The 13,420-nt window shown below is 74.0% G+C and carries 10 protein-coding genes; 7 read left to right on the top strand and 3 right to left on the bottom strand.

Annotated features, from left to right (window positions below; translation table 11 throughout):
- Position 1 precedes the first annotated feature (1 nt).
- The 4 genes from HFV08_RS20840 (at position 2) to HFV08_RS20825 (ending at position 6,372) form a co-directional block, all read left to right on the top strand.
- On the top strand, positions 2-874 hold the full coding sequence (locus HFV08_RS20840; protein ID WP_168541271.1) for an oxygenase MpaB family protein: 873 nt from the start codon (positions 2-4) through the stop codon (positions 872-874).
- Positions 875-995: 121 nt separating this feature from the next.
- A complete protein-coding gene (locus HFV08_RS20835; RefSeq protein ID WP_168541270.1) occupies positions 996-3,185 on the top strand; it encodes a serine/threonine-protein kinase in 2,190 nt (729 codons plus the stop codon).
- Between the two features lie 45 nt (positions 3,186-3,230).
- Positions 3,231-4,793 carry a phytoene desaturase family protein gene (locus HFV08_RS20830; protein ID WP_168541269.1) on the top strand — a complete coding sequence of 521 codons (1,563 nt, stop codon included), beginning with the start codon at positions 3,231-3,233 and terminating at the stop codon, positions 4,791-4,793.
- A 79-nt stretch (positions 4,794-4,872) separates the two neighbouring features.
- The gene (locus HFV08_RS20825; protein WP_168541268.1) at positions 4,873-6,372 is read left to right on the top strand and encodes an acyl-CoA synthetase; all 1,500 of its coding nucleotides are present in this window, start codon (positions 4,873-4,875) and stop codon (positions 6,370-6,372) included.
- Between the two features lie 97 nt (positions 6,373-6,469).
- On the opposite strand, the gene paaK is transcribed toward HFV08_RS20825, so the two are convergent.
- On the bottom strand, positions 6,470-7,774 hold the full coding sequence (paaK, locus tag HFV08_RS20820) for a phenylacetate--CoA ligase PaaK (protein ID WP_246341915.1): 1,305 nt from the start codon (positions 7,772-7,774) through the stop codon (positions 6,470-6,472).
- Between the two features lie 192 nt (positions 7,775-7,966).
- On the opposite strand from paaK, the gene HFV08_RS20815 reads away from it, so the two are divergent.
- The 3 genes from HFV08_RS20815 to HFV08_RS20805 all read left to right on the top strand — a co-directional run bounded on the left by HFV08_RS20815 (position 7,967) and on the right by HFV08_RS20805 (position 9,592).
- Positions 7,967-8,209, top strand: a complete 243-nt coding sequence (locus HFV08_RS20815) for a DUF397 domain-containing protein (RefSeq protein WP_168541267.1) — start codon at positions 7,967-7,969, stop codon at positions 8,207-8,209.
- Positions 8,210-8,399: 190 nt separating this feature from the next.
- Positions 8,400-9,008: a hypothetical protein gene (locus tag HFV08_RS20810; RefSeq protein ID WP_168541266.1), complete on the top strand. Its 609-nt coding sequence runs from the start codon at positions 8,400-8,402 to the stop codon at positions 9,006-9,008.
- A gap of 83 nt (positions 9,009-9,091) precedes the next feature.
- A complete protein-coding gene (locus HFV08_RS20805; protein WP_040246070.1) occupies positions 9,092-9,592 on the top strand; it encodes a hypothetical protein in 501 nt (166 codons plus the stop codon).
- A 177-nt stretch (positions 9,593-9,769) separates the two neighbouring features.
- On the opposite strand, the gene HFV08_RS20800 is transcribed toward HFV08_RS20805, so the two are convergent.
- Together HFV08_RS20800 and HFV08_RS20795 are read right to left on the bottom strand one after the other, a co-directional pair.
- Entirely contained in the window at positions 9,770-11,746 is a 1,977-nt protein-coding gene (locus tag HFV08_RS20800) for an N-acetylmuramoyl-L-alanine amidase (protein ID WP_168541265.1), read from the bottom strand.
- A gap of 450 nt (positions 11,747-12,196) precedes the next feature.
- On the bottom strand, positions 12,197-13,306 hold the full coding sequence (locus HFV08_RS20795; protein WP_168541264.1) for an aminoglycoside phosphotransferase family protein: 1,110 nt from the start codon (positions 13,304-13,306) through the stop codon (positions 12,197-12,199).
- Positions 13,307-13,420: the final 114 nt, after the last annotated feature.

Raw genomic sequence — 13,420 nt, 5'->3', positions numbered from 1 at the left:
CATGGACCGAGCGGAAGAGGTGTCCACGGACCGAGCGGACGCCGGGCTCTTCGGACCGGCCAGCGTGACCTGGCAGGTGCACAGCGACCCGATGATGTGGATCGCCGGAGTACGGGCCCTGTACCTCCAGGCCCTGCTGCCGCGCGCGGTCCGCGGCGTCACCCAGAACTCCGACTTCCGCCGCGACGCCTGGGGAAGGCTGCTGCGTACCGCCGACTTCGTGGGCACCACCACCTACGGCACCACCGAGAAGGCCGAGCGCGCGGGCGCCCGGGTGCGCAGGATCCATCGCATGCTGCGCGCCACCGACCCGGCCACCGGGGAGAGTTACGGCGTCGACGAGCCCGCACTGCTGCTGTGGGTGCACTGCGCGGAGATCGCCTCCTATCTGGAGGTCGCCCGCCGCTCCGGCGTCCCGCTCAGCGCCGCCCAGGCCGACCGCTATATCGACGAGAACCGTGCCGCCGCCCGCCTCGTCGGCCTCGACCCCGAGCAGGTCCCGGCCGGACAGCGGGAGTTGGCCGCCTATTTCGTACGGATGCGGCCCCGGCTCGCGGCCGGGGCGGAGGCCCGCGAGGTGGACGACTTCCTGCGCCGCCCGCCGGTGCCCGCGGCCCTGGTCCCCGCCCGGCTCGGGCTGTGGCGGCCGGTGTCCGCGCTCGCCTACGCGGCTCTGCCGCCGTACGCGCACGCCCTGTACGGCCGCCCGGCGCCCAGCCCGGCCGCCGTGGACCGGCGGCTGCGCGCCCTCGGGAGGCTGCTGCGCGGCGTACCGGACCAGGTGCGCTGGCAGTTGCCGCCGAAGCACATCCTGCGCGCGGTGGGGCGCCTCGGCCCGGGGACCCGGCCTGCCCCGTTCAAACTGGGGGGATAGGTCGTCATACTGGACGAACCGAGGAGGGCACGGCTTCACGAGTGAGTCCGACAGCTGCCGTCCTCACAGGGACGACAGCACGGCGGACTCACTCACGAGGCGACGGGGGCGACTGCGGGACATGGCGGACACCAGGCTGCTCCAGGGCCGGTACCGGCTGCTCGACCTCATCGGGCGCGGCGGCATGGGCGAGGTGTGGCGGGCCCGGGACGAGTCCCTCGGCCGCCAGGTGGCCGTCAAGTGCCTGAAGCCCACCGGCCCGAAGGCGGACCGCGAACTCGGGCACGGGCTGCGCGCCCGCTTCCGCCGGGAGGCCCAGGTCGCCGCCGCCCTCCAGCACCACGGGGTCACCGTGGTCCACGACTTCGGCGACGCGGACGGCGTCCTCTTCCTGGTCATGGAGCTGCTCGAAGGACGCAACCTCAGCCAGCTCCTCGACGACAACGACGGCAGGCCGCTGCCGGTCGGCGAGGTGGAGGAGATCGCCGCCCAGCTCGCCGCCGCCCTCGCGTACACCCATGAACAGAGCGTGGTCCACCGGGACCTGAAGCCCGCCAACATCGTGCGCTGTCTGGACGGCACGGTGAAGATCTGCGACTTCGGCATCGCCAGGCTCGGCCACGACATCGGCTTCACCGCCAAGATCACCGGCACCGGCATCGCCATGGGCACCCCGCACTACATGTCCCCCGAGCAGATCGGCGGCGGCCACCTCGACGAGCGCAGCGACCTCTACTCGCTCGGCTGCGTCCTGTACGAAATCGCCACCGGGGCACCGCCGTTCGACCTCGGGGACACCTGGTCCATCCTCGTCGGCCACCGCGACACCGCCCCCGAGCCGCCCGCCGGGCAGCGCGGCGAACTGCCCGGCTACCTCGACGAGGTCATCCTGACCCTGCTCGCCAAGGAGCCCGAGGACAGGCCCCGTTCGGCCCGCGAACTCGCCGCGCTCATCGGCACCGGCCGCGCCGCGCACACCTCCGCGCCGCTGCCGGGCCGCCCCTCCGCCCGCCCCGGCCTCGCCCCGCCCGGCGGTGAACTCCCGCTCCCCGCCTGGGCGCGGGGCATGACAGCCGGTCCCAAGGCCGCGCCCGCCCCCGCCCCGGACGTCCCGCACCCGGCGCTCACCACCGCCTGGACCCGCGGCTGGCCGCCCGCCCCGTCCCCGGCCGCCCCGGGCCAGGAGCACACCGACCTGGAGGCCCAGTCCGCCGAGGCCCGGCGCCTCTCGGCGGCCGGACGCTGGACCGACGCCTGCGAGGCGCACCGCCGCGTCACCGCGGGCCGCGCCCGGGTCCTCGGCCCGGACCACCCGGACACCCTCACCGCCCGGTACGAGCTGGGTTACGCCCTGAGCCGCGCGGGCCGGGACGTGGCGGCACTCCAGGAGTACGAACAGGCCGCCGCCGGGCGCGAACGCGTCCTCGGCGCCCTGCACCCCGACACCCTCGCGGCCCGCCAGGAGACCGCCTACGTCCTCGGCAGGCTCGGCCGCCACGCCGAGGCGCACGGGATGTACACCGCGGTCCTCGCCGGCCGCGAGCACACCCTCGGCCCCGAGCACCCCGACACCCTGCGCTGCCGCCACGACCTCGCCTTCAGCCTGGGCCGCCTCGGCCGCCTGGAGGAGTCCCACCGGGCGGCCGAGGAGGTCGCCGCCGCCCGCGCCCGGGTCCTCGGCCCCGGGCACCGGGACACCCTGGTGACGCGGTACGAGGTGGGCTACGCGCTCGGCCGCCTCGGCAGATGGTCCGAGGCCCTGGAGGTCTACGGGGCGGTGGCCGGGGCCCGCGCCCAGTCCCTCGGCGCCGACCATCCCGACACCCTGGCCGCCCGCTACGAGACGGGGATCAGCCTCGGCAGGCTCGGCCGCAGCGAGGAGGCGCTCCACCTCTACCGCGCCCTGCTCGCGGACCGGACCCGGCTCGGCGGCCCCGAGGACCTGGAGACCCTGCGGGCCCGGCACGGGCTCGGCGTCAACCTCGGCCGCCTCGGCCGCTGGCCCGAAGCCCTGGCCGAGGCGGAGCAGGTGCTCGCGGGGCGGGAGCGCGTCCTCGGCCCCGACCACCCCGACACCCTCGTCGCCCGCCGGGAGGCCGCCGTCTGCCTCGGCTGGCTCGGCCGCTGGCCCGAGGCGCTGGACGCCTACCGCAAAGTGGCCGAGACCCGGGAGCGGCTGCTCGGCCCCGGGCACACCGAGGTGCTCGCCGCCCGGGAGGACGAGGCCCGCTGCCTGGAGCAGCTCGGCCGGGTCCAGGAGGCCGCCGCCCTGCACCGGCAGGTGGCCGCCCTGCGCGCCCGGCTGGGCTGAGGGGCGCGCCCTGGCCCGGCGGTGCGCCTCGTGCTACCAAGAACCATGCCTGCACGCGATGCCTATGACGCCGTGATCGTCGGCGGCGGCCACAACGGCCTGGTCGCCGCCGCCTATCTGGCCCGCGCCGGACGCTCCGTCCTCGTACTGGAGCGCCTCGGCACCACCGGCGGCGCCGCCGTCTCCACCCGGCCCTTCGCCGGGGTGGACGCCCGGCTCTCCCGGTACTCGTACCTGGTGAGTCTGCTGCCGGGGAAGATCGTGGAGGAGCTGGGCCTGCGGTTCGCGGTGCGCAAGCGCTCCATCTCCTCCTACACCCCCGTCACCCGCGACGGCCGGGCGGGCGGACTGCTCGTCGGCGGAGGGGAGTCGCGCACCCGGGAGTCCTTCGCCCGGCTCACCGGCTCCCAGGCCGAGTACGCCTCCTGGCTGCGCTTCTACGAGACCACCGCGCGGGTCGCCGAACGCGTCTTCCCCACCCTCACCGAGCCGCTGCCGAGCCGGGACGGGCTGCGCGAGCGGATCGCGGACGAGGCGGCCTGGCGGATGCTCTTCGAGGAGCCGCTCGGGGTCGCCGTCGAGAAGCACTTCGCCGACGACCTGGTACGCGGCGTCGTCCTGACCGACGCCCTCATCGGCACCTTCGCCGACGCCCACGACCCCTCGCTCCAGCAGAACCGCTGCTTCCTCTACCACGTCATCGGCGGCGGCACCGGCGACTGGGACGTCCCGGTGGGCGGCATGGGCGCCCTCACCGACGCGCTCGCCGCCGCCGCGCGCGGGGCGGGCGCCGAGATCGCGACCGGCCACGAGGTCCTGCGCGTCGACAGCGACGGCCGCGCCGCCGAGGTCGCCTACCGCACCGACTCCGCCGAGGGCCGGATCGCCGCCCGGCACGTCCTGGTCAACGCCTCGCCCGAGGCACTCGCCGGGCTCCTCGGCGAACAGCCGCCCGCCCCGGCCGAGGGCGCCCAGCTCAAGGTCAACATGCTCCTCAGGCGGCTGCCCCGGCTGAAGGACACCTCGGTCGACCCGCGGGAGGCCTTCGCCGGGACCTTCCACATCGCCGAGGGCTACGGCCAGCTCGCCACCGCCCACGTCGAGGCCGCCGCGGGTGACCTGCCCACCGCCCCGCCCTCGGAGATCTACTGCCACTCGCTGACCGATCCGAGTATCCTGGCGCCCGAGTTGGCGGCGAGCGGCCACCACACGCTCACCCTCTTCGGACTGCACACCCCGGCCCGCCTCTTCCGCGAGGACAACGACGGTCAGCGCGAGCGGCTGCTCACCGCCACCCTCGCCCAGCTCGACGCCCACCTCGCGGAACCGCTCGCCGACTGCCTGGCCCTCGACGCGGACGGCAGGCCCTGCATCGAGGCGAAGACCCCGCTCGACCTGGAACGCGACCTGCGCCTGCCCGGCGGCAACATCTTCCACCGCGACCTCGCCTTCCCGTACGCCCAGGAGGGTGCGGGCCGCTGGGGCACCGGCACCACCCGGGCCAACGTCCAGCTCTGCGGGGCGGGTGCGGTGCGCGGCGGCGGGGTCAGCGGCATCCCCGGCCACAACGCGGCCATGGCGGTGCTGGAGGACCTCGGCAGCGGCTGAGCCCGGCGGGGGCGGGAGGTTGCGGGCGAGCCCGTCCCGCTGCCTTGACCCCCCGCCCGGCCGGGGCCAGGATCACGCCATGACGGGTGTACACAGCAGTACGGTCGACGGCCTCCTGAGGCGCAGCGCACGCCGGAACCCGGAGCGCTCCGCCGTCCGCTACGGCGACCGCGACTGGAGCTACGCCGCCCTCGACGAGGCCGTCTCCCGCGCGGCCGCCGTACTGCGCGCCACCGGAGCGGCGGCCGGGGACCGGGTCGCCGCCTACGGCCACAACTCCGACGCCTATCTCCTCGGCTTCCTCGCCTGCGCCCGCGCCGGGCTCGTCCACGTACCCGTCAACCAGAACCTCACCGGCGAGGACCTCGCGTACCTGGTGCGCCAGTCCGGCAGTTCGCTGGTCCTCGCCGACCCGGACCTCGCCGGGAACCTCCCCGAGGGCACCCCCGTCCTGGCGCTGCGCGACACCGCGGACTCCCTCCTCGGCCGCCTCGCGGAGACCGAGCCGTACGAGGGCCCCGCGCCCGGCGCCGAAGACCTGGCGCAGCTGCTCTACACCTCGGGCACCACGGCGCTGCCCAAGGGCGCGATGATGACCCACCGGGCGCTCGTCCACGAGTACGTGAGCGCGCTGCACGCCCTTGACCTCGCCGAGGACGACCGGCCGGTCCACTCGCTGCCGCTCTACCACTCGGCCCAGATGCACGTCTTCCTGCTGCCCTATCTGGCCGTCGGGGCGAGCAACCTCATCCTGGACTCCCCGGAGCCCGGCCGGATCCTCGACCTGGTCGAACGGGGCGAGGCGGACAGCCTGTTCGCCCCGCCGACCGTATGGATCGGCCTCCTGAACCACCCCGACTTCGCCCGCCGCGACCTCGGCGGACTGCGCAAGGCCTACTACGGGGCCTCGATCATGCCCGTACCGGTCCTGGAGCGGCTGCGCGAGGGGCTCGGCTCGCCGGACTTCTACAACTGCTTCGGCCAGAGCGAGATCGGCCCGCTGGCCACCGTGCTCGGCCCCGCCGAGCACGCCGAGCGCCCCGCCTCCTGCGGGCGCCCGGTGCTCTTCGTGGAGGCGCGGGTGGTGGACGAGGAGGGCGCGGAGGTGCCGCCGGGCACTGCCGGTGAAGTCGTCTACCGCTCACCGCAGTTGTGCGAGGGCTACTGGGACAAGCCGGAGGAGAGCGCGGAGGCCTTCCGGGCCGGCTGGTTCCACTCCGGCGACCTCGCGGTCCGCGACGAGCAGGGCTACCTCACGGTGGTGGACCGGGTGAAGGACGTCATCAACTCCGGTGGTGTCCTGGTCGCCTCGCGGCAGGTCGAGGACGCGCTCTACGGGCATCCGGCGGTCGCCGAGACCGCGGTGATCGGGCTGCCCGACCCGCGCTGGATCGAGGCGGTCACCGCCGTGGTCGTCCGCAAGGGCGAGGCCACCGAGGCGGAGCTGATCGCCCACGCCCGCGAGCGGCTGCCCTCCTTCAAGGCCCCCAAGTCGGTCGTCTTCGTCGACCGACTCCCGCGCAACGCCAGCGGAAAGATCCTCAAACGCGAACTCCGCGAGACGCTCTCCCGGCCCTGAGCGAGCCCGCGGCCGTACGAGGGCACCGCGACCCTCGCGAGGGGGCGACTCTCGCGGGGGGAGCCGCGGCATCGGAGGCAGGCCCCGGCCTTCCCCCTCACTCCTCCCGCAGATCCACGATCCGCCGGATCTTGCCCACCGACCGCTCCAGGGTCTCCGGGTCCACGATCTCCACCCGCACCGAGACCCCGATGCCGTCCTTGACGGACTGGGCGAGCGAGACCGCCGCTGCCTCCCGCTCCGCCGTGGTCGCCCGGGGCCGCGCCTCCGCCCGTACGGTGAGGGCGTCCATCCGGCCCTCCCGGGTCAGCCGCAGCTGGAAGTGCGGGGCCACCCCGGGGGTGCGCAGCACGATCTCCTCCACCTGGGTGGGGAAGAGGTTGACCCCGCGCAGGATCACCATGTCGTCGCTGCGGCCGGTGATCCGCTCCATGCGCCGGAAGACCCGCGCGGTGCCCGGCAGCAGACGGGTCAGATCGCGGGTGCGGTACCGCACCACCGGCATGGCCTCCTTGGTGAGCGTGGTGAACACCAGCTCGCCCTCCTCCCCGTCCGGCAGCACCTCACCGGTCAGCGGGTCGACGACCTCCGGGTAGAAGTGGTCCTCCCAGATGTGCAGCCCGTCCTTGGTCTCCACGCACTCCTGCGCCACCCCGGGGCCGAGCACCTCGGAGAGCCCGTATATGTCCACCGCGTCGAGGGCGAAGCGCTCCTCGATCTCGTGCCGCATCTGCTCGGTCCAGGGCTCCGCCCCGAAGATGCCGACCTTCAGCGAGGTGGTGCGCGGGTCGATGCCCTGCCGCTCGAACTCGTCGAGGAGGGTGAGCAGATAGGAGGGGGTGACCATGATGACCTCGGGGCGGAAGTCGTTGATCAGCTGCACCTGGCGCGAGGTCATCCCGCCGGAGGCCGGGATCACCGTGCAGCCGAGCCGCTCGGCCCCGTAGTGCGCGCCGAGTCCGCCGGTGAACAACCCGTATCCGTAGGCCACATGGACCTTGTGCCCCGGCCTGCCGCCCGCGGCGCGGATCGAGCGGGCGACCAGGTCGGCCCAGAGGGACAGGTCCCGGTCGGAGTAGCCGACCACGGTCGGCCGGCCCGTGGTCCCGCTGGAGGCGTGCAGGCGCCGCACCTGCGACTGCGGTACGGCGAACATCCCGAAGGGGTAGTTGTCGCGCAGATCCGCCTTGGTGGTGAAGGGGAACCGCGCCAGATCCGCCGGCGAGCGGCAGTCCTCGGGCCGCAGCCCCGCGTCGTCGAAGGCCTTCCGGTAGAAGGGCACCTGCGTATAGGCGTGCCGGAGCGTGGTGCGCAGCCGCTCCAGCTGCACCGCGCGCAGCGCCTCCGGGCCGAGCCGCTCCCCGGCGTCCAGCAACTCCGTCGCGTCCGACTCCATCGCCATTCCCCTCGCCACCTGCGCCGAAGCCGCCACCGATCATTGGGTCGCGCCTCGTGGATCAGTAATCCAGGGGGTACGCCGGTCGTCAAGACGTACGACGTGAACGGGGGTGCCGATCGCCTTGTCCGAACCCCTGACCGGCGCCCGCCCGGGTGGCTAGGCTGGCGCGCGGACGACGAACGTCAGGAGCAGAACGTGTCCGAGAGCACCACCGAGCACGCCCCGCCCGGCGGCTGGAACAAGCCCGAACTCGATCTGAGCGGCGCCCGCTGGCGGTCCAGCAGCAGCGGCCGGGGCGACGTCGAGATCGCCTTCGTCGAGGGCTTCATCGCCATGCGCAACAGCACCCGCCCGGAGAGCCCCTCCCTGATCTTCACTCCCGACGAGTGGGGAGCCTTCGTACTCGGCGCCCGCGAGGGCGAGTTCGACCTGACCTGAGCGAGCCGCGGGGCGTGCGAGGCCGTCCGGGGCCACTCACCGGAGTGGGCTGTGTGCACGGGCGCGCTCACACGAGAACGACACAGCCTCGGGCGCGGAGCGCCGTTCGCCCGCCCCCGATTCCGCTCCGGTACGACCGCCCGGCACCACCTGTGCACAGCATCCGGCCACCCTCAGTACAGTCACCGGCATGCACCAAGCGCGGGTGGTCTTGCTCGGAGGGACCTCGCATGTCGGCAAGTCCAGCCTCGCGCGGGTGGTCGCGGACCGGCTGGGGTACGCGTGCCTGTCGACCGACGGGCTGGCGCGGCACCCAGGACGGCCCTGGCGGATGCCCGGATGGGAGGTGCCGCCGCATGTCGCCGAGCACTACCGGTCGCTCACCGCGGACGAGTTGCTCTCCTCCGTCCTCGACCACTACGCGCGGCTGTGGCCCCGCGTCGAGGAGTTGATCAGGCGCGCCGCGGCCGGGCACGAGGGGGCGGCGGGCCTGGTCCTCGAGGGCTCCGCGCTGTGGCCCGCCCGGGTCGCCGAGCTGAGGATCCCCCATACCGCCGCCGTATGGCTCACCGCGGAGGAGACCGTGCTCCGCGCCCGGATGTACGACTCCGCCGGATACGCCGAGGCGGACGGAGAGGAGCGCCGCCTCGTCGACACCTTTCTGGCCCGGGCGGTGGGCTTTCAGGAGCTGGTGCTGGGAGAGGCGGCCAGGTTGAGGCTCGACCGGCTGGACACGGGCGGCGGCCGCTCCGTGGAGGAACTGGCCGAGGCGGTGCTCCGGATGACCGCCGCGCGGTAGCCGTCTTCCCACAGGCGTTCGCGGCCCGCCCCGGCCCCCGTACCCCGCGCCGTCCGTGCCGGTCGGGCACGTACCATGTCGGCATGTCCTTCCTCCGCCGCCGCAGCGCCGCCAACCCCGCCGGGCCGGATTTCGACGTTCTGGCCATGGACCCGGGGGACTGGCCTGGCAACCTCGGTGCGGGGCTGCTGCCCGCGCCGGACGGCAGCTGCCAGGGTGTCTTCCTGCGGTACGACCTGTTCGGTGGCCGGGGCCCGGCGATGATCATCGGGAATCTCCCGCCCGGTTCGCCCGCGCGGGAGATCGAGGAGGGGCAGGTGCCGTTCGAGGTGGCGCAGCTGCTGCTCGCCCTCGAACACGAGGAGGAGGTGACCGTCGTCGGGCAGGAGGACGTGCCGGTCATGCAGGGGGACAACCTGCTCATCGTGCGGCGCGTGAAGCTCTCCGAGAGCCGCGTCTCCTGTGTGCAGTTCGACCGCAGCGACGATGTCCTGGTGACCATCGCCTCCTGGGACCGGCCGATCTCCGACGACCTCTACGCCCTCCTCAAGCCGCTGCCCGCCGAGCTGTTCCAGCAGGGCTGAGCCCGCGGCCGCAGGCCACTGCCGCCGGCCATGGACAGACATACGTCGGGTCCGGGCCCGCCCCCACGCGGGTCCGGACCCGACGAGTCCGAGTGCGCTGCTCCCTGGGGCCTGTCGTCACACTCCCCGCTGCGTCGCGACGCCTGCCGGGCGACGAGGGGAGTGTGACGACAGCCCCTAGTGGCCGGAGCGCTTCAGGTCGACATCCGCGGCGCGTACGTAGGCGATGCGGTGGCCGAACTGGATCTCGTAGTAGACGTCCTTGCCGCGGACGATCCGGTGCGGCGCGGTGTCGAAGGTCGGCGCGTAGAAGTACTCGCCGGGGACCCGGTCACCCGTGACGTAGCGCTGGCCCGCGAGGAGCTTGTACGGCAGCGGGGAGACCTCCTGCACCGGGACGCCCTCGGGGTAGGCCGCCTTCTCGGGGTAGGCCCTGCCGTAGACCGGCACCTCGGCCTTGCCCGCCTTGGGGGTGATCACGGAGCCCGAGCCGGACACCGCGGTGGGCGCCTTGGCGGGGTTCTTGAACCAGGCCTTCTGACCGAGGTACCAGACCGCGGTCCAGTCGCCCTTCTTGTCGGCCAGGGCGTACTGCTGCCCGGCGGACAGGCGCGAGCCCAGGTCGTTGACGTCGATCGTGGAGTCCTCGCCGCCGGGGCGCAGACCGATGTCCTTGATCAGCGGGGCGTCCTCGCTCGGCTCGGTGTAGACGCGTACCGCGCTGGACCCGTGCGGGGCGCAGGCCTCGCCGGCCTTGGCGCAGCCGGTGAACGCGGGCTTGTTCTTCGCGTACTCCGGGGCGATGGTGACCAGTTCGCCCCGGGTGGCACCCCGGTGCGGCAGCGGCTTGCCGAGCAGCGAGAAGTAGTGCTGCCAGTTCCAGTACGGGCCGGGGTCGGTGTGCATGCCCGGGATCGTGGAGGTGGTGGTGCCGGGCACGGTGTCGTGGCCGAGGATGTGCTGCCGGTCCAGCGGGATGTCGAACTTCTGCGCCAGGTACTTCACCAGGCGCGCCGAGGTGCGGTACATCGCCTCCGTGTACCAGGCGTCCGGGGAGGCGAGGAAGCCCTCGTGCTCCAGGCCCACCGACTTGGAGTTGATGTACCAGTTGCCCGCGTGCCAGCCGACGTCCTTGGTCTTCACGTGCTGGGCGATGTGCCCGTCGGTGGAGCGCAGCGTGTAGTGCCAGGAGACGTACGTCGGGTCCTGCACCAGCTTCAGGGTGGTGTCCCAGGACCCCTCGGTGTCGTGCACGACGATGTAGTCGATGCCCTGGTCCTTGGGGCGGTCCGCGAGGTCGTGGTTGCCGTAGTCCTCGTCGCCGAACTCCTCGTAGGGCGCCGGGATCCACTCGCAGGAGACCGTCGCCGGGCACTCGGTGCCCTTGGCCGCGGCGCGCCGCAGCCCCATCCGCTGTGCCTCGGAGGCCTTCGGCTCCAGTCCGGGCACGGCGACCAGGCGCAGGCGCTGGCCGGTGTCGTTGGTGCGCTGCTGCCCGTCGCGGATGACGGCGAAGACGTCGTTGGCGTAGGCGGCGGCGGTGGCGCTGTCCTCGGCGCCGGAGAACCGGCCGACGGCGGCGTACCAGTCGGCGGGCCGTGCGCTGAGCGGCTTGCCGAGGCGCTTCTGCTCGGCGGCGAGGAGGGCCGCGCCGCCGCGGATGTTCGCCGCCGGGTCGCCGCGCAGCTCGGCCGGCTTCAGGCCGGTCAGTTCGGCCGCCCTGGTCAGGGTGGTGAGCCGGGCGGGCAGCTCGGCCGTGTCCGGCGCCGGGGCGCTCGGCCGCAGGGCGCGCCGCGAGCTGTCGCCGCGCGGGTCCTCGCCGCCCTCGCTGTGGTGCGGCGCGTGCTTCAGGGCGGTGCGCGCGTCGGTGAGGTGCATGGGTCCGTAGCCGCCGGAGACGCTGGGGGCGCCGTTGTGGCTGTCCCAGCGGGACTGGAGGTAGGAGACGCCGAGCAGCACGCTCTGCGGTACGTGGTAGGCCCCGGCGGCGGAGCTGAACGCCCGCTGCAGGCGGTCCGGTGCCGCGGTCTCCTCGGCACCCGAGGGGGCGGCGCCGAAGAGCGGGAGCAGCAGTGCGGCCGCGGCGGCGGCGCCGAGGGCGGAGTGCAGGCGTCGCGGTCTCGGGGTGGCGCGATCTGTGGCGGGTCCTCGCAAGGAAGCCTCCTGGGACGGTACGGCGCGTGGGGCGAGCGGGCCGAGTGTGCGTCAGTGGTACCCGCTTGCCGACGATCCGTCAATCATGCCCAGCCACCGGAATTTGCGCATGTCAGCGCTGTGAAGACCGGGTTTCGCCGCAAAGGCGACACCGCCTGCGCCGCTTCAGTGGACTGGACCAATGTGCCCTGGTGGGAGGCGAGTTGGAAGTGGGCTGCCGCGGTGGCCGGATTTCGCCGTCGCCACCTGTTCGGGGGCAGGCCGCCGGGGTGCGGGCGGATACCCGGCGGCACGGCCGGGCGGCGCGCGGGCGTACGGCCGAGGGGAGGCGGCGGCGCTACGTCCGCGGAGCCGGTCGGGGCGCGGTGACCGAGGGGTGGTGCTCCCGCTGCGGATGCCGCGGAGGGCCTGCTGGGTTCAGGCGCCCAGCAGGCCCTTCGCGACACGTGGTCAGCGGGTGCCCACCGCGGCCCGTACCGCCTTGCGCGCCAGGTTGGCGTCCTCGTGCAGCCGGCGGAGCAGCAGCCGGTGCTCCTCGCCCGCGGAGGCGCCGGACTCGCGCAGGGCCCGCTGGGCGGCGGCCTCGTAGAGACGGATCTCCCTGGTGAGGACCAGCATCAGATTGACCAGGAAGGCGTCCCGGGCGGCGGGGCCCTCCCGGTGCGCGAGCCGGCTGATGCGGCGGCGCGCCATGGGAGCGTCGCCGAGCACCGCCCACAGGGTGGCCAGGTCGTAGCCCGGCAGATACCAGCCCGCGCGCTCCCAGTCGACGAGCACCGGCCCGCCGGGGGAGAGCAGCACATTCGGCAGCAGGGCGTCTCCGTGGCAGAACTGGAAGCCGCCGAAGCGCCCCGCGGACTGCGCGAAGCCGTGCAGCAGCTTCTGCAGATCGTCCAGGTCGCGGTCGGTCAGCAGGCCCCGCTCGTGGTCGCGGGCCATCAGTTCGGTGTAGTCGAGGGGCCGGCCGAAGCACTCCTCGGGCGGCGTCCACCGGTTGAGGAGGTACAGGGCGTCGAGCACGGCACGGACGTCGGCGCGCGGCGGCGCCTCCACCGGGTGCCGCTGGGCCGCCGCCATCCGTCCGGGCAGCCGCTCGACGACCAGGGTCCCGCTGTCCGGGTCGGCGGCGATGAGCCGGGGCGCGCGTACCGGCGGCCGGTGCCGGACGAAGGCGCGGTAGGCAGCTATTTCGTGCTGCATCCGCTCCATGGAGCGCGCGGAGGTGTCGATCAGGACCTTGGCGACCGCGGTGCTGCGGCCGGTGGTGCCCACCAGGAGGACGGAGCGCTGGCTGCGCCGCAGCAGCTGCACCGGGTTGAACTCCGGGCAGACGCGGTGCACCGAGACCAGGGCGGCGCGCAGCTGCGCGCCCTGCTGCCCGGAGAGGTCGAGTCTTCCGCTCAGCGCGGGCGTACCGCGGGCGCCTAAGCGGGTCTGGCCGCCCACGCGGGGGGAGGGGGTGGCGACGGGCCGCGCCGGATCCGGAGAGGGACCGCCGGACGGTGGCCGGAGCCGTGCGGGCCGGGGCGGGGCGGACACGGAGGACGATGCTGTGTACATGGCCGGTACAGATCCCTTCGTGTGCCAGTGAGACGGCGCCACCCGCCCGGTGGCCTCCGGTGCACCCTGGGGAGAGCTCCCTCGGTCACCGGGGCGGGGTGGCGCACCTCTACC

It is taken from the genome of Streptomyces physcomitrii (genome assembly GCF_012273655.1).
Taxonomy (GTDB): Bacteria; Actinomycetota; Actinomycetes; order Streptomycetales; family Streptomycetaceae; genus Streptomyces; species Streptomyces physcomitrii.
Note: the sequence above shows the minus strand (reverse complement) of the source record. Positions and strands in the feature narration are given on the sequence as shown.